Origin of the sequence: Afifella sp. IM 167, from assembly GCF_020144925.1 — a bacterium.
Taxonomy (GTDB): domain Bacteria; phylum Pseudomonadota; class Alphaproteobacteria; order Rhizobiales; family Afifellaceae; genus Afifella.
The window spans coordinates 1-19,618 of sequence record NZ_NSLC01000007.1 but is presented as its reverse complement, the minus strand read 5'-3'; the positions used below and the strand labels follow the sequence as shown (position 1 = coordinate 19,618).

Below are 19,618 nucleotides of genomic sequence, written 5' to 3'. Positions count from 1 at the left end.
GAGAAAAACTCGATGATAATCTGCGGGCAGTCCGGCGCCAAGACCGGACGTGTCAGCGGGAGGTTTGGAGAGTGCGCGGAGCGGACAGCCTCGCTTCAATGATGGCCGATTGCGGCGTGCGGACGGTGTTTTCGCTGTCCGGCAATCAGATCATGCCGCTCTATGACGCGATGATCGAGCCCGGCATCCGCATCGTGCACACGCGCCACGAGGCGGCCGCCGTCTCCATGGCGGATGGCTTCGCACAGGTTTCCGGCGGCATCGGCGTGGCGCTGGTAACTGCCGCGCCCGGCTTCGCCAATGCGCTCGGCGCGCTCTATTCGGCAAGAATGTCGGAGAGCCCGGTCGTCTTCCTGTCGGGGGACTCGCCCGTTGAACGCGACGGTTCCGGCGCCTTTCAGGAATTTGCGCAGGTCGAGGCGGCGCGGCCCTTCGTCAAGGCGAGCCGGCGCGTCATGGCGGCCGGCGATCTCGCCGCTGCCTTCGCCGAGGCGGCGGCGCTTGCTCGCGCCGGCAGGCCCGGCCCGGTCCATCTGGCGCTGCCCTTCGATGTGCTGAATGCCGAGGTCGGGACGGGCGCCGGCGCTCCGGCCCGCGCGTCGATCGCACCGGCCGAGATTCCGGCGGACGCCGTCTCGCAGGCGCTCGATATTCTGCGCGGCGCCGATCGACCCATCATCCTCACCGGTCCCGCGCTCAGCCCGAGCCGCCAGCCCGAGCTCGCCGGCCGGCTTGAAGCCGCGCTCGGCGCGCCGGTCATCTCGATGGAAAGTCCGCGCGGCCTGCGCGATCCGGCGCTCGGCGCCGCCGCCGACGTGCTGGGCGAGGCGGATGCGGTCCTCTATCTCGGCAAGACGGTCGATTTCACCTCCGGCTTCGGCGCGCCCTTCAAGGCGGCGAAGGTCGTGGTTGCCGATCCGGAGCCGCAGATGCTCGAAAGGGCGAGGGCCAATCTGGGCGAGGCGCTTGCGCTCGCCGTCCTTGCCGGACCGCTCGCCTTCGCCGAGGCGCTGATCGGAGCGGCGGGCGAGCCCGCGGATCGCAGCGACTGGGGCGGCAAGATGACGGAGGCGCTCGCCTTTCGTTCCTTTCCCGCGCCGAACGGCGCAATCCTGCCGCACGAGATCGCCCTCGCCGTGGGCGCGGAGCTGGCGGAGGCCGGCGATCCGATCCTCGTTTGCGACGGCGGCGAGTTCGGTCAGTGGGCGCAGGGCTTCGCCTCCGCGCCGGCCCGGATCATCAACGGCGCTTCGGGCGCAATCGGTGCCAGCATCGCCTATGCGATCGGCGCCAAGATCGCCCGCCCGGAAGCGACCGTCATCGCCATGATGGGCGACGGCACTTCGGGCTTTCATTTCGCCGAGTTCGAGACGGCGGCCCGCGAGAGCGCCGCCATCCTCGCGGTTATCGGCAACGATCAGCGCTGGAACGCGGAATACCAGATCCAGCTGCGCGAATACGGGCCGAACCGCACCATCGGCTGCGAGCTCTCCGCGGATGCCCGCTACGATATCGCCGCCGCCGCCCTCGGCTGCCATGGCGAGCATGTGGAAAGCCGCGAAGGGCTCGCCCCGGCGCTCGCCCGGGCCCGTGGCACCGGCCTGCCGGCCTGCATCAACGTCGCCATGCAACCGATTCCCGCGCCTGTCTTTTCGGCCGGGGCGAAGGGGGCACATTGATGGACGCGGTATCCCCCAAATCGCTTTCCGTGCGCATCTGGCGCGGCAAGGACGATGGCCGCTTCGAGACCTACGAGGTGCCGGCGCGCGACAACCAGACGGTGCTCGACGTGGTCACCGAAGTGCAGCGCCGTCACGAGCCGGCGCTCGCCTACCGCTTTGCCTGCCGCGTCGGCGTCTGCGGCTCCTGCGCCATGACGGTGAACGGCGTGCCGCGCTGGACCTGCCGCACCCATGTCGCCAAGGTCGCCGAGGCCGGCGAGATCACCATCGAGCCCTTGCGCAACATGCCGCGCATCAAAGATCTCGCCTGCGACATGGCCGGCTTCTTCGACAAGTGGCAAAAGGCCGGAGGCCGCTTCACCGGCACCCGCAACCGCGCCGAGCCGCCCGCCGCCGTCGATCCGGCGAGCCGCAAGCGCGTCGCGGTCGACGCGGCGATCGAGTGCATCAACTGCGCGGTCTGCTACAGCGCCTGCGATGTCGTCTCCTGGAACGAGGAGTATCTCGGCCCGGCCGCGCTCAACCGCGCCTGGACGCTGGTCAACGACGAGCGCCACGCGCTGCGCCGCACGACGCTCGACCTTGCGATGGAACAGGGCGGCTGCGGCAACTGCCACACCCAGGGAAGCTGCATGCGCCATTGCCCGGTCGGCATTTCGCCGACCGAGAGCATCGCCGGGCTGAAGCGCATGTCGCTCCTCTCCTTCCTCGTGCGCGACCACGCGGCGGCCGATGCGCTGGCGAAGACGGAGGAGCCGGCATGAGCGAGCGCGGCCTTTTCCTCGCACAACGGCTTTCGGCCCTCCTTCTGGGGCCGCTCGTCCTCGTCCATCTGGCGGTGATCCTCTACGCCGTGCGCAACGGGCTGACGGCCGGCGAGATCCTCGCGCGCACGCATGGCAGCGCCGGCTGGGGCCTCTTCTACGGCCTGTTCGTCCTCGCCGCCTCGGTGCACGCGCCGATCGGCGTGCGCAACGTGCTCGCCGAATGGACGCCGCTTTCCAAAGGAACGGTCGATGCGCTCGCCGCGCTTTTCGGCGCCTTCCTCCTCGTTCTCGGCGCACGCGCCGTCTTCGCCGTGGTCATGGCATGAGGAGGGGCATGGCATGAGGGCGCATCGTTCCCACCAGGCCTACTGGGCCTTTGTCGGCCACCGCGTGTCCGGCATCGCGCTCGCGGCCTTCCTGCCTTTGCACTTCCTGACGCTCGCCCTTGTCCTCAAGGGCACGGCGGCGCTCGACAGCTTTCTCGTGCTGGCCGAGATGCCGCTCTTCAAAATCGCCGAATGGGGCCTCGTCGTGCTTCTCGCCGTGCATTTCTTCTTCGGCCTCAGGCTTCTCTTCCTGGAGCTGCACCCCTGGAAGCGGGCGGGCGACAGCCGGCTTTACTGGATCGTGCCGAGCCTCTTCGCCGCCTTCCTGGTGGGCGCCGTCTTCGTGGCGGGGGTGGTCTGATGCAGGTGGAGCGCGTCAAGACCGACATTCTCATCCTCGGCTCGGGCGGGGCAGGGCTCTTTGCGGCCCTTCACGCCAAGAAGGCGAACCCGGATCTTTCCGTCACCATCGCTACCAAGGGACTGCTCGGCAAATGCGGCTGCACCCGCATGGTGCAGGGCGGCTACAACGTTGCGCTCGCCGCCGGCGACAGCGTCGAGCGGCATTTCATGGACACCATCGTCGGCGGCAAATGGCTGCCGCGGCAGGATCTTGCCTGGCAGCTCTGCGTCACCGCCATCGAGCGCATCCGCGAACTGGAGAACGAGCTCGGCTGCTTCTTCGACCGCAATCCGGACGGCACGCTTCACCAGAAGGCCTTCGCCGGCCAGAGCTTCGACCGTACGGTGCACAAGGGCGACCTCACCGGCATCGAGATCATCAACCGGCTGATGGAGCAGGTCTGGGCGCTCGATGTCGGCAGGCTGGAAGAGCACCGCGCCGTCGAGCTTGTGCCGGCGGCCGACGGATCCGGCATCGCCGGCGTGCTCCTCATCGACATGCGCACCGGCGGCTACCGGTTCGTCCAGGCGAAGGCCGTGCTTCTCGGCACCGGCGCCGGGCCGACCATGTACCTCTATCACACGCCCTCGGGCGACAAGTCCTGCGACGGGCTGGCTCTCGCCCTCCGCTACGGGCTGGCGCTTCGCGACATGGAGATGGTGCAGTTCCACCCGACCGGTCTTCTCGGCGGCGCCGATACGCGCATGACCGGCACGGTGCTGGAGGAGGGGCTGAGAGGCGCCGGCGGCTATCTCCTCAACGGCGACGGCGAGCGCTTCATGGGCGGCTACGATCCGGCAGGCGAGCGCGCCACGCGCGACGTCGTCTCAAGGGCGATCTATTCCGAAATGCGCGCCGGCCGCACCAGCCCGATGGGCGGCGTCTACATCCAGATGGCCCATCTGGGCCCGGAGATGGTCGCAAAGCGCTTCCCCGGCATGGTCAAGCGCTGCGCCGATTGCGGCTTCGACCTTGCCGGCGGCATGGTCGAGGTGGTGCCGACAGCCCATTACATGATGGGGGGCGTGGAATTCGAGATCGACGGCTCGACCGCGTCGCCCGGCCTTTATGCGGCCGGCGAGGATTGCGGCGGCGTCCACGGCGCCAACCGTCTCGGCGGCAACGGCGTCGGCAATTCCACCGTCTATGGCGGCATCGCGGGCGATGCGATGGCCGCCTTCGTTGCGCGCGAGGGCGCTTTCCGCGATCCGGACGAGCATGTGCTGGAGGCAGGCGTCGCGCGTGCCGAAAAGCCCTTCGCCTTGCCGACCGGCGACCTGATGGGGCTGCGCGAGATTCTCTGGCAGGACATGTGGGACGATGTCGGCATCCTGCGCACGAAGGACGGCCTGAAGCGCGGGCGCGAGAAGATCGTCGGCCATCAGGCAAGCCTTGCCGCGACCGGCCTTGCCGACGGCGACCGCGCCTTCAACCTCACCTGGCACGACTGGCTCAATCTGGAGAGCCTTCTTGCCATCTCCGACGTCATCGCGCTCGCGGCCGAGGCGCGCGAGGATTCAAGGGGAGCGCATTTCCGCGAGGATTTCCCGCTGACGGGCGACCTCGACAAGAGCGCTTACACGCAGATCCGCGCCGCCGGAGACGACCTTCGCCTGGAGATGGTCCCGGTCGATTTCTCCATCGTCCGGCCGGGGCAGTCCCTGATCGACGAAGAGGCGGGGGCGCCGCCCGTGGCCGCGGAATGAGAGGACCGGCATGATTGAGAACGCCACGATCGAGAAGGCCGCCTACGATGTCATGACGAAGGCCGCGATCGACATCCCGAACGACTATCTGGAAGGCATCCGCGGCATGGTCGACCTGGAGACGGGCGACCTTTCCGCCTTCGTCCTGAAGGCGATGCTCGACAATTACGAGGCCGCGACGGAAGACCGGCGGCCGATGTGCGCCGACACCGGCCTGCCGCGCTACTGGGTGAAGGTCGGCGACAATGCCCGCTTTTCCGGCGGCTTCACCGGCTTCGAGCGCGCCCTGCGCTCGGCGACGGCCCGCGCCACGCAGGACGTGCCGCTGCGCCCCAATCGGGTGCATCCGCTCTGGCGCACGGAGCACAACAACAATATCGGCATCAACGCGCCCGAGGTGGAATGGAGCTTCGAGCCGGATGCCGACTGGATCGACGTCACCACGGTCCACAAGGGCGGGCTCTTCGGCACCGACTACCGCATGCTGTTTCCGGGCGACGGGCTCGACGGCATCAAGCGCTTCTTCCTCGACACGCTGATCGCCTTCGGCAAGCGGGGCCTTGCCTGCCAGCCGGCGATCGTCGGCGTCGGCATCGGCGGCTCCAAGGACACCTGCATGCAGCTCGGCAAGCAGGCGGCCTGCCTCAGGGCCGTCGGCGACCGCAATCCGGACCCGAAGATCGCCGAGCTGGAGATGGAACTGAAGGAACTCGGCAATTCCATCGGCATGGGCGCCATGGGCTTTATCGGCTCTTCCATGGTGGTCGACTGCCACATCGAGGTCGGCTTCACCCATACCGGCGGCATGCCGGTCAGCGTGCACACCTTCTGCCTTTCCTCGCGCCGCGCCACGGCGCGCATCCATGCCGACGGATCGATCGCCTATCGCAGCGATCCGCAATGGTTCACCCCTTACATGCGCCGGGAGACGATCGAATGGCCGAGCCAACAGGCCCTAGACAAGTCCGCCTGAAGCTTCCGGCCTCGCCGGAGGATATCGCCAGGCTTGAGCTTGGCTGCGTCGTCTATCTGGACGGCGTCGTCTACACGGCCCGCGAGGGCGTCTACGAGAAGGTGCTGGTCAAGGGCGAGAAGCTGCCGGACGGCCTCTCGGAGATCAGCAATGTCAATTTTCACTGCTCCCCGGCGGCCTCGCGCCAGGCGGACGGGAGCTATGCCATCGGCGGCGTGACGGCCACGGCGAGCTTCCGTTTTTCCAAGTACATGGCCGACTGGCTCGACCGTACCGGCACCAAGATCATCATCGGCAAGGCCGGCATGCCGCGCGAGGACTACCAGAAGGTTCTGGCGCCGCGCGGTGCCGTCTACCTGACGACGGTCGGCTACGGCACCGGGGCTCTCCTCGGGCGGGGCGTGAAGAGCGTGCGCGACGTCCACTGGCTGGACGAACTCGGCATCGCCCAGGCGATGTGGATGTTTGAGGTAGAGAACTTCGGCCCCTTCATCGTCGACAGCGACCTTGTGGGCAATTCGCTCTTTGCCCAGCAGGGGGACCTGGTGAACGAGAAGATCGCCTTGCTCTACGAGGGTCTCAAACCGCCCGCGCTGCACCGCTACGGCGAGACGGACGACCGCAAGAAGGAAGTGATGTGACGAGGTCCCGCAAAGAGGGCCGGAAAGCACGGCAGGGCAGGGCTCGCCCGCTGCCGGACTGAAAGCGGAGCGCGCCAGCGCTCAGCCGCAAAGGCGCCCGGCGAAAGGCGCTGCAACAAACGGGAGGAAGAACATGAAAGCTCTGAAATATCTCGCTGCGATCGGTGCGCTCGGCGCCCTGCTCGCCGGCCCGGCCCTGGCCGAATACCCCGAAAGGCCGGTCACGCTGGTGATCCCCTATGGCCCCGGCGGCGCGACCGACATCGGCGTGCGTGCGCTCTCCGGCCCGCTCGGCAAGATCATGCCCCAGCCGCTTCTGGTCGTGAACCGGACGGGCGCGGGCGGTGCGACCGGCTCGGTCTCCGTCGCCAACGCCGATCCCGACGGCTACACCATGCTGGCCGCGCGCGTCGGCTCGCACACCGTCAATCCGGCGATGAAGGCGACGCTGCCCTACACGCTCGACGACTTCGTCTTCGTCGGCGTCTTCGAGATCAATCCGGTCGTTTGCGCCGTTTCCGAGAGCTCGGACATCAAGTCGATAGAGGATCTCGTCAACAAGGCCAAGGAGAACCCGGGCACGGTGAGCTTCTCCTCCTCCGGCGTCGGCTCGATGCTACAGCTGGCGGGCGCCATGGTCTTGAACGCTTTCGGCCTGGAAGATCCGCTCGACAACGCCACGCATATCCCGCTGAAGGGCGGCGGCGAGGCGGCGACCGCGGTGCTCGCCGGCACGGCGACCTTCATCTGCACCAACTCCTCGGCGCTGTCGAGCTTCGTCGCCAACGGCCAGCTGCGCCCGATTCTGGTCACGACGCCGGAGCGGCTCGACGGCTTCGACGCGCCGACGGCGGCCGAACTCGGCCATCCGGAACTGGAGCAGCTCGTCGGCTGGACCGGCATCGCCGGCCCGAAGGGCCTTCCGGAAGAGGTCTCCGCCAAATGGCGCGACTGGCTGAAGCAGGCGACCGCCGACAAGACCTTCGTCGAGCAGATGACCAAGCGCGGCTCGGTCATCCGCCTGATGGACCCGGAGGAATCGCAGGAGTTCATCAACAACCAGTACGAGACCTTCAAGAAGCTCGTCGACGAACTCGACATGCGCATCGAAGGCTGAGGAAAGGGGCGCGCGGCATCACTGCGCGCCCTCTCTCCCGCTCCCGCCCGGAAAGCTGAATGCCCCGACTTCACCGCAATATCTGGCTCGGCCTGATCGTCATGCTGTTCGCGCTGGCGCTGGCCTTCGTGCTCATTCCCGTCGGCGTTTCCTCGCCGAGGAGCGTGCGCAGCATCGTGCTCTCGCCGATCCTGTGGCCGACCATCATCGCCTGGATGATTTTCATCGGCGGCGGCCTGCTCGTCGGCCAGCAGCTTCTCGGTCGGCGAGAGCCGGACCATCTCGACGAATGGGCCAATCCGCGCCACGGCGCCTGGTTTCGGCTCGCTGCGCTCGCCGTCCTCATGGCCGGCTACTACCTCGCCATCGCCTATATCGGCATGGTCTGGGCGTCGGCGCTGGCCTTTCTCGTCCTCACCCTGATCATCCGCTCGCGCTACCGCATCACCGCGCTCATCGTCGCTTTCGCGCTGCCGCTCTTTACCTACGCGTTCTTCTATCACGTGGCGGGCGTGCCGATCCCGCAGGGCGAGTTCATCCGCCTGCCTTAAGGATCCCGATATGAGCTTCTTGGACAGCCTCAGCCTCGGTTTCGGCCTCGTGGCCCACTGGCAGAGCCTCGCGGCTCTCTTCTGCGGCATCGTCGTCGGCGTCTTCGCCGGCGCCATTCCGGGCATCTCCGCCACCATGGCGGTCGCGCTGACGCTGCCCTTCACCTTCGCCCTGCCGCCGATCTACGGCATCCTCCTGCTCCTCGGCGTTTACAAGGGCGGCATCTTCGGCGGCTCGATCCCGGCGATCCTCATCAAGACGCCCGGCACGCCGGCCTCCAGCGCCACCGTCCTGGACGGCTATCCGATGGCCGAGCAGGGCAAGGCCGGCAAGGCGCTCGGCATGGCGCTTTACGCCTCCTGCACCGCCGACCTCATCTCCAATCTCGCCCTCATCCTCTTCGCCGGCTGGCTCGCCTCCTTCGCGCTTTCCTTCGGTCCCCCGGAATTCTTCACGCTGATCCTGTTCTCGCTGACCATCATTGCCGGCGTTTCGGGCGCGAGCCTCCTGAAGGGCCTCATCTCGGCCTGTCTCGGCCTTCTCTTGGCGACGGTCGGCCTCGATCTGGTCTACGGCACGGAGCGCTTTGTCTTCGGCGATCCGAACCTCATGGGCGGGCTCAACTTCATCGCCGTCCTCATCGGCCTCTTCGCCATACCCGAGATCATTTCTTTCATCTGGAATCCGGACGATTCGCACGACAAGGTGCGCTCGCTCGGCCAGCACCACGTCACGTTCGCGGAGTACAAGCGGTCCTTCAAGACGATCGTCCGCGGTTCGCTGATCGGCGTCTTCCTCGGCTCAATCCCGGGCATCGGCGCCGCCCCCTCCGCCTTCCTCTCCTACAGCGAGGCGAGGCGAAACTCGCCGCGCAAGGCCAATTTCGGCAAGGGCGAGATCGAGGGCGTCGCAGCCGCGGAGGCCGGCAATAACGGCGTCGCCGGGGCGACGCTCATCCCGCTTCTCGCGCTCGGCGTGCCGGGCGATGTCATCACCGCCATCATCATCGGCGCCTTCATGATCCACGGCCTGCAGCCGGGGCCGATGATGTTCATGACCAATGCCGACATCATCTACGCCCTCTTCATCGGCCTGATGGTGAGCTCGGTGCTTCTTCTGCTCGTCGGCTCGGTGGCGATCCGGCTCTTCCGCTTCATCGCCGACATTCCGCGCTCGCTCCTGTTTCCCAGCGTCCTGGTGCTGTGCGTCTTCGGCGTTTACGCGGTGAACAATTCCGTCTTCGACGTCGTCGTCATGTTCCTGATGGGCTGGCTCGGCTACTTCATGCTGCGCGTGCGCATGCCCGCCGCGCCGTTCCTCATCGCCTTCATCCTCGGGCCCCTGCTGGAGGACAATTTCCGCCAGGCGATGCTGATGTCCGGCGGCAATTTCGAGATTCTCTTCCGCGGCCCGATCACCTGGTTCTTCTGGACGGTCAGCGTCATCTCGATCGTGGCGCTGGTGCGCAACGAGCTCCGCGAGCGTCGCTCGCGCTTCGCCGAAGAGCCTGCGTGAGCGAGTGGCTGGGGCTCGGCATTCTGGAGATCGCCGGGCTTCTTCTCATCTACTTTCTCGGAGGGCTGGTGAAGGGCGGCTCGGGTTTCGGCCTGCCGCTTATCACCATCTCGGTCCTGCCGTTGATCGTGCCGATCGATGTGGCGCTCGCCGTCAACGCCGTCGTCATGCCGATCGTCAACATCTTCCAGTACAGCGCCTCCGGCATGGCCAGGGAGACCTTCCGGCGATTCTGGCCGGTGGTCGCCGGCCTCGTGCTCGGCGTGCCGGTCGGCGCGCTCTTCGTCCACGCCATCGCGCCGGAGACGCTGACGATCTCGCTCGGCGCCTTCGTCATGGCCTTCGCGCTCCTGACGGCGCTGAGCCCGCGCATCCAGGTTCCGCCGCGCTTCGAGCGACAGGCGGGCGGCGTCACCGGCGTGCTTGCCGGTATCGTCGGCGCGCTGACGACGGCGAACGGACCCGTCTTTGTCATCTATCTCGTCGGGGTCGGGGTGGAGCGGCGGGCGATGGTCGCCACGCTCGGCCTGTTCTTCCTCGTCGCCGGCATCCTCGTCGCCGGGTCGTTCTGGACGATCGGCATCCTAGACGCGCGCCGCGTCCTCATCGCGGCAATCTGCATCGGGCCGATTCTCGCCGGAATGTGGGTCGGCAACGCGATCGGCGAGCGCCTGCCGCAGGCGGTGTTCCGCAGGATCGTGCTGTTGCTGCTCTTCCTGCTCGGCGCCAACATGCTGGTGCGCACGGCGCTCACCTGAGCCGCGCCCTCAGGCCGGCGTCACCGTCGCCGCGCGACGGCGCCGGAGCGCTTGCGCGATGATGCCGTAGCGCGGTCCGAAGAGGAAGGCGAGGAGGAGGAAAAGCCCGGTCATCACGGCCATCATCCCGCCGATGGAAACGTCGAACAGGACGGCGACGACATAGCCGGCGATGCTGGAAAGCGTCGCGATCGCCGCCGACAGGAGGAGCATCAGCGAGAGCCGGTCGGTGAGGAGATAGGCCGCCGAAGGCGGCACGATGACGAAGGCGATGAAGAGGACGGCGCCCACCGCGTCGAAGGCGGCGACGGCCGTCGCGCTGGTCAGCGCGAGCAGCGCGTAGAAGAGAAGGCCGGGCATGAAGCCGAGCGCGGCGGCGAGCGCCCGGTCGAAGGTGGCGAGCTTCAGCTCCTTGAAGAGGAGGACGACGAAGACAAGGTTGATCGCGCACATCGCGCCCATCGAAAGGAGCGATCGCGGCACTTCGTAGGCGCCGAGCGCCACCGTATCCAGCCAGACGAAACCGATCTCGCCGAGTAGCACCGTGTGCTGGTCGATATGGACGTCGCGCGCATAGACGTTGAGGAGGAGGACGCCGATCGAGAAGAGGGCCGGAAAGACGAGCCCGATGGCCGCGTCGTTCTTCACTCGTCCGGTGCCGGCGACGAGTTCGGTGAGGAAGACGGTGGCAAGCCCCGTGACCGCCGCGCCGATGAGCTGGAGCGGCCCGCTCTGCGCCCCGCTCATCATCCAGACGAGGACGATTCCGAGCACGATGGAATGGCTGATGGCGTCGGAAAGCAGCGAAGAGCCCCTGAGGACGAGGAAGGTGCCCGGCAGCGCGGCGGCGATGCCGACGAGCGCGCCCGTCGCGACGATCATCAGCGGAATGTTTTCCAGGGCGGCGGCGAGCATCAGGCGCTCTCCGGCGGCGTCTCGCCGAGACTCTCGCGGGCTTGTGCGCGACCTTCCTCGGTAAGCTCCCAATGCGGCCCCTCCTGCGGCATGTGGGTGGTGCGCCGCACGAGCCCGCGGCCTTCGAGCCGGGAGAGGACCGCGCCGGTGCCGAGGCCGTGATAGGCGTCGAGCATCGACTGCTCCGCCGGATAGGACGTGTCGTGATGCGCGCTCGCCAGATCATGGATCGTGGCGAGGACCTGCCTGCCGCGAAGGTGATGCGCGGCTCTGCGCCGCCGAATTACCGACCACAGGATGCCGCGCTGCGGGGCGAAGAGAAGAGAGACGATGACGAGGAGCGTGGCGGCGAGGACGATGAGCGGCCCGGTAGCAAGGCCGGAGGCGAGCGAGGAGAGGAGGGCGCCCGAGGCGCCGGCGACGATGCCGGCAAGCGCCGAGAGCGTCACCATGGCGCCCAGCGAGCGCGCCCATTGCCTTGCGGCCACGGCCGGCGCGATGACCATCGCCGCCATCAGCACGACGCCGACCATCTGCAGGCCGACGACGACGGCGAGGGCGATGAGGAGCGTCAGTGCCGTCTCGATGCGCCTGACCGGCATGCCCAGCGATCCGGCGAAATCCGGATCGAAGGTGACGAGCTTGAACTCCTTCCAGAAGGCCGCGACGATGCCGAGGCCGACGAGCGCGATCGCGCCCATCACGTAGAGGTCGGATCTCAGGATTGCCGCCGCCTGGCCGAAGAGGAAGGTGTCGAGGCCGCCCTGCGAGGCATTTCCCGTGCCCTGGATATAGGTGAGGAGCACCACGCCGGCGGCGAAGAAGACCGACAGCGAGATGCCGATCGCCGCATCCGTCTTCAGGCGCGTGCGGCTGGTGAGGACCAGGATGACGAGGGCGGCGAGAATGCCTGTGAGGAGTGCGCCGGCGAGGATCGCCGGAAGCGAGCGGCTGCCGGCGAGGAGGAAGCCGAGGCAGATGCCGGGCAGGGCCGCATGCGAGAGCGCATCGCCGAGCAGGCTCTGCTGGCGCAGCACGGCGAAGACGCCGAGCACGCCGGAGATCGTGCCGAGGATGGCGGCGCCGAAAGCGACGTTCTGGATCGTGTAGTCGGAAAGGAAAGCGAGGGCGCCGTTCATTCGGCCGGCGCGCCGCGATCGAGGAGCGCGATCTGGCCGCCATAGGCCGCGCGCAGGTTCTCCGCCGTATAGGTCTCTTGCACCGGCCCCTGCGCGATGACGCGCACATTGAGGAGAACGAGCCAGTCGAAATAGGTCGTTACCGTCTGCAGGTCGTGATGGACGACGATGACGGTCTTGCCGGCGTCGCGCAGCCGGCCGAGGATTTTCACGATCGCCCTTTCGGTGGTCGCGTCGACACCCGCCATCGGCTCGTCGAGGAAATAGACGTCAGCCTCCTGCACCAGGGCGCGGGCGAGGAAGACGCGCTGCTGCTGGCCGCCGGAAAGCTGGCTGATCTGGCGCCGCGCGAAGTCTTCCATGCCGACCAGCCGCAGCGCTTCCTCGGCCTTGCGGCGTTCGTGCCGGCCCGGCCGTTTGAACCATCCGAGGCGGCCGTAAAGGCCCATGGTGACGACGTCGAGGACCGTGGTCGGAAAGTCCCAGTCGACGGTGGAGCGCTGCGGCACGTAGCCGACCCTCGATCGCACCTCGCGGTAGGAAAGGCCGTGCAGGGTGATGTGCCCGGAAGTCGGCTTCACCAGCCCGAGGATCGACTTGATCAGCGTCGATTTTCCCGCCCCGTTCGGCCCGACGACGGCGCACATCACGCCCGGCGGCACGTTGAGGTCGATGTCGAAGAGGACGGGCTTTTCGTGGTAGCTGACCGTCAGGTCCTCCACATGCACGGCAAGCCCGGGCTCGTGCAGGGGTTCGGCGCCGTTCTGAAGGTCGAGAGCGCGGTCAGCGCTGGGCGACATCAACATTCCACTTGTCCGCCCAGGGTTTGAGCGCGCCGGGCAGGGGCGCCGGCTCGCCGCCGAGCGCCTCCACGATGGTGCGCGTGTTTTCGAAGATCATTCCGAGATAGGTGCCGCCGGCCGTGCCGGGCTCGCCCATCGCATCGGAATAGAGCTGGCCGCCGATCTGGACCTCCTGACCCTTCTGGCGCGCCGCATCGACGATCGCCTGGACGGTCCGCGGATTGATGGTCGATTCCACGAAGATCGCCGGCACCTTCCGGTCGACGACGAGCTGCGCCACGTTGCGGATATCGGCGACGCTCGCCTCCGCCTCGGTGCTGATGCCCTGGATGCCGGTGACCTCGATGCCGTAGGCGCGGCCGTAATAGGCGAAGGCGTCGTGCGCGGTCACGAGGATGCGCTGCCGCTCCGGGATCGTCGCGATGCTCGTCTTTACCCAGTCGTGGAGGGCCGCAAGCTGCGCCTGATAGGCAGCCGCGTTCGCCTGCATTGCGGCCGAACAATCCGGCGCGACCTCAAGGAACGCTTCGGCGATGGTCGGCGCAAGGCGCGCCCAGAGGCTGGCATCCATCCACAGATGCGGATCGATGCCGTGCCCGCCCGGCGCGCCGATCAGTTCGGAGGGATCGATCGCCTGCTCGGAGACCGCGACGGTCGGCTTGCGGCGCGCAAAGCGCTCCAGGACGTCGCCGAGCTGGCCCTCCAGCGCATAGCCGGAATAGAGGATGATGTCGGCGCGGTCGAAGGCATGCACGTCGCCGGCGCTCGCCTGATAGAGATGCGGATCGACGCCGGGGCCCATCAGCGCTTCGCTGGCGACGCATTCGGCCGCGACGTTCTGGGCGACATCGGCGATCATGCCGACCGTGGTAATGGCCCGAGGCTTCTCGTCGGCCTGCGCCGCAGCTCCGGAAAGGAGTCCGCCGAGCGCTGCCCCCGCAAGGGCCGCTGCCAGGCGCCGGAGATTTGACGGCATCGCCAATATGAACCTCGTAATGAGTTTTTTAGCTCCGGGTGAAATTATAGTTTCTCCAAGCTTCGTCAAGGGCACCGTACCTCGGGCAGGGGGGAGGATCGTCTGCGACGTAGCTTCGGCTAAGCATTGTGCGCCCGCGAAAATTTGTTACTGTCGCAGTTCGCCGGCAGGGGACAGGTGCAAATGGCCGAGACGAGCCTTCTCAATCCCGCGCGTCAGCGCGCCGCCTTCGAGCGCGTGCGCAAGGCGCATCAGTTCGAAGTCGCGGAGGATTATGTCGAGCTGATCGACGATCTCATCGCCGCCCATGGCGAGGCGCGCGCCACCGACCTCGCCGAGCGCTTCGGCGTCACCCATGCGACGGTGAACCGGACGATCCAGCGCCTCATTCGCGACGGACTGGTGAAGTCGGAGCCCTACCGCGCCATTTTCCTCACTGACGAGGGCAGGGCGATGGCGGCCAGATCGCGCAAGCGCCATGCGATTGTGCGCGACTTCCTGCTTGCCATCGGTACGACGCGCGAGACGGCCGAACAGGACGCCGAGGGCATCGAGCACCATGTCAGCGAGGAGACGCTGGCCGCCTTCCGCGCCTTCGTGGAAAAGAGCGCACGGGAAGCGGCGAAAGGCTAGGCGGCGAAGATCGCCTCGGCGTGCGCCGCAAGTCTTTCGGCAACCTCCGGCCGGCGCGCGGCGAGATCGCTGAAGACCGCCGGCTCCGTCAGGACAGCGCGCGCAAAGCTTACGAACCCGTCGGCGCTGCTCCAATGCGCCTTGAGCCGCTCCGCCAGCGGATCGTCGACCGGCTCGCCGTCGCGGAAATCGCGACCGAGGAAGGCGATCCAAGAGGCGATCGCCCGCTCCAGCCCCGGCGATTCCAGGCCTTTGCCAACGCGCTCGTTGAGCGGCGCGACGAGGCGCGCCGGCAGCTTCTGGCTGCCGTCCATGGCGATCTGCCTCAGGCGATGATTGAGCGCGCCATTGGAGAATCTCTTTATCAACGCCTCGGCGTATTCCCCTGAAGCGACTCGCACTTCCTCCGGCAGCGTCTCGCCGCTCTCGGTCATGACGGCTCTCGCCAGCCCGGCGAGATCCTCGTCCGCGATCGCCTCGTGCACGAATGTCTTGCCGGCGAGCGTGCCGGCATAGGCGAGCGCCGAATGCGCGCCGTTGAGCATGCGGAGCTTGCGCATCTCGTAGGGGCGGACATCGGGGACGAGGCGCGCGCCGGCCATCTCCCAGAGGGGGCGCGGGCCGGCGAAACGATCCTCGATCACCCATTCGGAAAAGTCTTCGGTGGCGACCGGCCAGGCGTCGTTCTGTCCAGTCGCCTGCCGTACACGCGCCTTCAGTTCTTCGCTGGTCGCCGGCACGATCCGGTCCACCATGGAGGAGGGGAAGGCGGCGTGTGTCGCAATCCATTGGCCGAGGCCGGCCCGCCTTTCGCCGGCGAAGGCGAGGATCGCGGCTTCCAGGACGGCGCCGTTCTCCGGAAGGTTGTCGCAGGAAAGCACCGTCAAGGGCCCTGCGCCCTCCGCCATGCGGCGCGCCAGCCCCTCCGCGAGGATGCCGATGGTCGTCGTCGGGACCTCGGCTGTCATGTCGGCGGCGATCTTCGGGTCGTCGAGGTCGAGCCTCCGGTCGGAGGGGCGAAGGTGATAGCCCTTTTCCGTCACCGTCAGCGTGACGAGCGCCGTCCTCGGATCGGCGATCGCCGCGACGACGGAAGAGGGGTCCTCGCTGGCGACGAGGATGTCGTCGAGGACCGAGATCGTCTCGTAGCGCGTCTCGTCCGGCGCGTTGATCTCGACGGTGTAGCGAAAGCCCTGCGGCGCCAGCGCGTCGCGCGTGTCGGGGCGGCGCAGCGAGACGCCGGTGATGCGCCATGCCTCGCCGGCGGCCGCGTTGGCCTTCTGGGTGTAAAAGGCCTGATGGGCGCGGTGGAAATTGCCGACGCCCAGATGGACGATGCGAAACGGGGAGGCGGTCACAGCCGGTAGGCGCGCTTGGCGAGCCCGTGAGAGAGTTCGCGGGCGAGCATCCTGGCTTCCGCCATCGTCAGCCGATGCTCGGCCACCAGCTCGGCCAGGAACCGGCAGTCCATCCGCCGCGAAAGGTCGTGGCGCGCCGGTATCGACAGGAAGGCGCGCGTATCGTCGTTGAAGCCGGCCGTGTTGAAGAAGCCGGCCGTCTCGGTCACCGTATGCCGATAGCGCAGGATGCCCTCCGGGCTGTCATGGAACCACCAGGGCGGCCCGAGGAGGAGGCTGGGATAATGGCCGGCGAGCGGGGCGAGCTCGCGCGCATAGGTCGTCTCGTCGAGGGTGAAGAGAATGAGGGTGAAGCGCGGCTCGTTGCCGAAGGCGTCCAGCAGCGGCTTCAGCCCGTGGACGAAGCTGACGGCCTGCGGGATGTCGGCCCCGGCATTCGGCCCGTAGGCCTCGAAGAGGGGTCGGTTGCGATCGCGCAGCGAGCCGGCATGCAGCTGCATGACGAGCCCGTCCTCGACGCTCATCCGCGCCATTTCGAAGAGCATGTGGGCGGAGAAGGCGGCCGCCTCCTGAGGCGTGATTCTCTTTCTCAGCGCCTTGTCGTAAAGCGCTGCCGCCTCTTGATGTCCGAGGTCGAGCACGGTCGGGCTCTCGGCCCCGTGGTCGGTCGCCGTGGCGCCCATGGAGCGGAAGAACTGCCGCCGGTGATGCAGCGCCCTCAGATAGCCGTCGAACGTGTCGACGGATTCGCCTGAAACCGCGCCGAGCTTCTCGACCTCTTCGGCAAAGCCGGGCTTGGCGGCGTCCGTCACCGCATCGGGCCGGAAGGTCGGCAGGATGCGCCCCTTCCAGCCTGAATCGGCGATGGCGCGATGGTGCTCCAGGCTGTCGCTCGCCGAATCCGTGGTCGCGAGGGCCTCCAGGCCGAAGCGCTCGTAGAGCGCCCGTGGCCGGAAGCCGGGTTCGGCGAGCCGAGACTCGATCGCGTCGTAGATGGCGGGCGCGCTCTCCGGCGTCAGCTCTTCGCAAATGCCGAGCACCTCGACGAGGACATAGTCCATCCACAGCCGGGTAGGTGTGCCCAGGAAGAGGTACCAGTGGTCGGCGAAAATCTGCCAGACGCGCCGCGGGTCGATGCTTTCGCGCGTGCCGTCGCGGCGGGGAATGCCGAGCGCGTCGAGCGAAACGCCCTTCGAATAGAGCATGCGGAAGACGTAGTGGTCCGGCACGATGAGGAGTTCGGCCGGGTCCGGGAAGCGCTCGTTCTCGGCGAACCAGCGCGGATCGCAATGCCCGTGGGGCGAGATGATGGGAAGCTCCGCGACCTCCTCGTAGAGTGCGCGCGCGATCCTTCGCTGCTCCGGCTCGCTGGCAAAGAGCCGGTCGGGGTGTAGCCGGTCGGCAGCTTTCATCTCACCAATCCCAGACCGTTCCGTCCTCGAGCCGGTTCACCGGCAGATAGGCCGGCTGGTAAGGGTAGAGCGCGGCCTTGGCCTCGTCGATCTCCACGCCGTGCCCCGGCGCCTCGCTGACGATGAGGTAGCCGTCCTCGAAGCGGTGGCCGTGCGAGAAGACCTGCATCGTCTCCTCCGCATGGGCCATGTATTCCTGAATGCCGAAATTCGGCAGCCAGGTGTCGAAATGGATCGCCGCGCCGAGCGTCACCGGCGAGAGGTCGGTGGCCCCGTGAAAGCCCGTGCGCACGCCGTAGAGCCCGGCGAGGCTGGCGATCGTGCGCATGTGGCTGATGCCGCCGGCATGCACGATCGTGGCGCGCACATAGTCGATGAGCTGCTCGGTGATCAGCGCCTTGGCGTCCCATACGGAGTTGAACACTTCCCCCGTGGCGAGGGGGGTGGTCGTGGCGCGCCGGATGAGGCGGAAACCCTCCTGGTTCTCCGCCGGCGTCGCGTCTTCCATGAAGAAGAGCCGGTAGGGCTCCAGATCCTTGCCGACCCGGGCCGCCTCGTTGGGCGTTAGCCGGTGGTGCACGTCGTGGAGGAGGGCGACCTCCTCGCCGAAATTTTCCCGCACGGCGGCAAAGAGCGTCGGCACGAAGCGCATATAGGCCGGCGTCGACCAGCGCTCCTCCTCGGGGAGGCCGCGCTGCGCCGGCTCGTAGGGTCCTTCGCCGACATGCACGCCGTAGACCTTCTCGATGTCGGGCAGGCCGCATTGCACGCGGATCGCCCGGTAGCCGGCCTTGCGGTACTTCTCCACCGAGGCGAGGGCCTCTTCGAGGTTGCGCCCGTCGGCATGGCCGTAGGCGAGGGCGCCTTCGCGGCTGCGCCCGCCGAGAAGCTGGTAGAGCGGCATGCCGGCCGCCTTCGCCTTGATGTCCCAGAGCGCGACGTCGACGGCGGCGATCGCCGTCATCGTCACCGGGCCGCGCCGCCAGTAGGCGCCCCGGTAGAGATACTGCCAGATATCCTCGATGCGCCGCGCGTCCCGGCCGATGAGGCAGGGGACGACGTGGTCTTGCAGATAGGCGACGACGGCGAGCTCGCGCCCGTTCAGCGTCGCGTCGCCGATGCCGGAAATCCCGTCCTCCGTCTCGATCTTCAAGGTAACGAGGTTGCGCCCCGGAGAGGAGACGATGACCCGGGCGTCGATGATCTTCACGTTCTGACCCTGTCTTCCTGGCGGCCGGCCGGCTCGGCCTCTTCGTCGGTGAACATCTCGGCGTGCCGGGCGGCGAGCTTGGGCAGGGAGGAGAGGATTTCGGCAAGATGCGTCTGCATGCCGTTGGCCGCGGCCTCCGGGTCCCGCGCGCCGATGGCGGCGGCGATCCCCCGGTGCTGGGCGATCAGTTTGGCGATGGGCGTGGCTTCCGGCAGCGACAGGAAGCGCACCCGGTCCATCTGGGCCTTGAGGTCCTCCACGATCCGCCAGCCGTAGAGGCAGTCGGCACTCGCCGCGATCTGCTGGTGGAAGGCATCGTCGAGCTCCAGAAACCATTCCTGGTCGTTCTCCTTTGCCGCCCGCTCCTGGTCCTCCACGAGCCGCTCGATCGCCGAGAGGTCACGCGCCGTCGCGCTCTCGCAGGCCTTGCGCGCGATCGCCGTCTCGATCGCCTCGCGCATGAAGCGCGCATTGGCGACGTCGCGGGCCGAGATTTCGGCGACGAAGGAGCCGCGCTGCGGGACGATCCTGAGGAGTCCGATCTCGGCAAGCTTGATGAAGGCCTCGCGCGCCGGCTGCCGGGAGATGCCCATCTGCCGCGCCACTTCCGCCTCCGACAGGAGATTGCCGGGCAGAAGCCGCATCGTGACGATCGCCTCGCGCAGCGCCCGATAGACCCGATGGGTCATGGTGCCGCGCTCGCCGGGCCTGGTCACGATGGGCGGGAAAGGG

20 protein-coding genes are annotated in these 19,618 nt (G+C 67.6%); 12 read left to right on the top strand and 8 right to left on the bottom strand.

The features are described from left to right. The first annotated feature begins 71 nt into the window (after positions 1-71). The 11 genes from CLD20_RS13555 (at position 72) to CLD20_RS13505 (ending at position 10,440) form a co-directional block, all read left to right on the top strand. A complete protein-coding gene (locus CLD20_RS13555; RefSeq protein ID WP_224407190.1) occupies positions 72-1,679 on the top strand; it encodes a thiamine pyrophosphate-binding protein in 1,608 nt (535 codons plus the stop codon). Then, complete coding sequence (locus CLD20_RS13550) at positions 1,679-2,446, top strand: succinate dehydrogenase/fumarate reductase iron-sulfur subunit (protein ID WP_224407189.1); 768 nt, start codon at positions 1,679-1,681, stop codon at positions 2,444-2,446. Before CLD20_RS13555 ends, CLD20_RS13550 begins: the two co-directional genes overlap by 1 nt. Next, positions 2,443-2,775, top strand: a complete 333-nt coding sequence (locus CLD20_RS13545) for a succinate dehydrogenase (protein WP_224407188.1) — start codon at positions 2,443-2,445, stop codon at positions 2,773-2,775. Before CLD20_RS13550 ends, CLD20_RS13545 begins: the two co-directional genes overlap by 4 nt. A 13-nt stretch (positions 2,776-2,788) precedes the next feature. Further along, positions 2,789-3,136, top strand: a complete 348-nt coding sequence (gene sdhC, locus CLD20_RS13540; protein ID WP_224407187.1) for a succinate dehydrogenase, cytochrome b556 subunit — start codon at positions 2,789-2,791, stop codon at positions 3,134-3,136. Further along, positions 3,136-4,884, top strand: a complete 1,749-nt coding sequence (locus CLD20_RS13535) for an L-aspartate oxidase (RefSeq protein WP_224407186.1) — start codon at positions 3,136-3,138, stop codon at positions 4,882-4,884. Before sdhC ends, CLD20_RS13535 begins: the two co-directional genes overlap by 1 nt. Before the next feature lie 10 nt (positions 4,885-4,894). Then, positions 4,895-5,857 carry a fumarate hydratase gene (locus tag CLD20_RS13530; RefSeq protein WP_224407185.1) on the top strand — a complete coding sequence of 321 codons (963 nt, stop codon included), beginning with the start codon at positions 4,895-4,897 and terminating at the stop codon, positions 5,855-5,857. Next, positions 5,821-6,498, top strand: coding sequence for a fumarate hydratase C-terminal domain-containing protein (locus CLD20_RS13525; RefSeq protein WP_224407184.1), 678 nt, complete (start codon positions 5,821-5,823; stop codon positions 6,496-6,498). Before CLD20_RS13530 ends, CLD20_RS13525 begins: the two co-directional genes overlap by 37 nt. Positions 6,499-6,631: 133 nt before the next feature. Beyond that, positions 6,632-7,615, top strand: a complete 984-nt coding sequence (locus CLD20_RS13520; protein ID WP_224407183.1) for a tripartite tricarboxylate transporter substrate binding protein — start codon at positions 6,632-6,634, stop codon at positions 7,613-7,615. Positions 7,616-7,674: 59 nt separating this feature from the next. Continuing rightward, positions 7,675-8,166, top strand: a complete 492-nt coding sequence (locus CLD20_RS13515; protein ID WP_224407182.1) for a tripartite tricarboxylate transporter TctB family protein — start codon at positions 7,675-7,677, stop codon at positions 8,164-8,166. 10 nt (positions 8,167-8,176) lie between these two features. Further along, entirely contained in the window at positions 8,177-9,682 is a 1,506-nt protein-coding gene (locus CLD20_RS13510) for a tripartite tricarboxylate transporter permease (RefSeq protein WP_224407181.1), read from the top strand. Continuing rightward, complete coding sequence (locus tag CLD20_RS13505) at positions 9,679-10,440, top strand: sulfite exporter TauE/SafE family protein (protein ID WP_224407180.1); 762 nt, start codon at positions 9,679-9,681, stop codon at positions 10,438-10,440. The genes CLD20_RS13510 and CLD20_RS13505 overlap by 4 nt, the downstream gene beginning before the upstream one ends. Positions 10,441-10,449: 9 nt before the next feature. On the opposite strand, the gene CLD20_RS13500 is transcribed toward CLD20_RS13505, so the two are convergent. Genes CLD20_RS13500 through CLD20_RS13485 form a run of 4 tightly spaced genes read right to left on the bottom strand, consistent with a single transcriptional unit; the run spans position 10,450 to position 14,273 of the window. Then, positions 10,450-11,355: a metal ABC transporter permease gene (locus CLD20_RS13500; RefSeq protein ID WP_224407179.1), complete on the bottom strand. Its 906-nt coding sequence runs from the start codon at positions 11,353-11,355 to the stop codon at positions 10,450-10,452. Further along, on the bottom strand, positions 11,355-12,494 hold the full coding sequence (locus CLD20_RS13495) for a metal ABC transporter permease (RefSeq protein ID WP_224407178.1): 1,140 nt from the start codon (positions 12,492-12,494) through the stop codon (positions 11,355-11,357). Before CLD20_RS13495 ends, CLD20_RS13500 begins: the two co-directional genes overlap by 1 nt. Beyond that, positions 12,491-13,294 (bottom strand): metal ABC transporter ATP-binding protein, encoded by an 804-nt coding sequence (locus tag CLD20_RS13490; protein WP_224407177.1) that lies wholly within the window; start codon positions 13,292-13,294, stop codon positions 12,491-12,493. The genes CLD20_RS13495 and CLD20_RS13490 overlap by 4 nt, the downstream gene beginning before the upstream one ends. Continuing rightward, positions 13,278-14,273, bottom strand: coding sequence for a metal ABC transporter solute-binding protein, Zn/Mn family (locus CLD20_RS13485; RefSeq protein WP_224407176.1), 996 nt, complete (start codon positions 14,271-14,273; stop codon positions 13,278-13,280). Before CLD20_RS13485 ends, CLD20_RS13490 begins: the two co-directional genes overlap by 17 nt. 183 nt (positions 14,274-14,456) lie before the next feature. Here CLD20_RS13485 and mntR point away from each other — a divergent pair, with 183 nt between their 5' ends. Then, on the top strand, positions 14,457-14,906 hold the full coding sequence (mntR, locus tag CLD20_RS13480; protein WP_224407175.1) for a manganese-binding transcriptional regulator MntR: 450 nt from the start codon (positions 14,457-14,459) through the stop codon (positions 14,904-14,906). Here the strand turns inward: mntR and CLD20_RS13475 are convergent. The 4 genes from CLD20_RS13475 to CLD20_RS13460 form a co-directional block, all read right to left on the bottom strand. Then, positions 14,903-16,264, bottom strand: a complete 1,362-nt coding sequence (locus tag CLD20_RS13475) for a mannitol dehydrogenase family protein (protein WP_224407174.1) — start codon at positions 16,262-16,264, stop codon at positions 14,903-14,905. The two genes, mntR and CLD20_RS13475, sit on opposite strands and share 4 nt — an antisense overlap. Continuing rightward, positions 16,261-17,676: a glucuronate isomerase gene (uxaC, locus tag CLD20_RS13470; RefSeq protein WP_224407173.1), complete on the bottom strand. Its 1,416-nt coding sequence runs from the start codon at positions 17,674-17,676 to the stop codon at positions 16,261-16,263. The genes CLD20_RS13475 and uxaC overlap by 4 nt, the downstream gene beginning before the upstream one ends. Position 17,677: 1 nt before the next feature. Next, complete coding sequence (gene manD / locus CLD20_RS13465; RefSeq protein WP_224407172.1) at positions 17,678-18,886, bottom strand: D-mannonate dehydratase ManD; 1,209 nt, start codon at positions 18,884-18,886, stop codon at positions 17,678-17,680. Then, positions 18,883-19,618: GntR family transcriptional regulator (locus CLD20_RS13460; protein WP_255599895.1), on the bottom strand; the 736-nt coding region annotated here is incomplete at its 5' end. The genes CLD20_RS13460 and manD, both read right to left, overlap by 4 nt.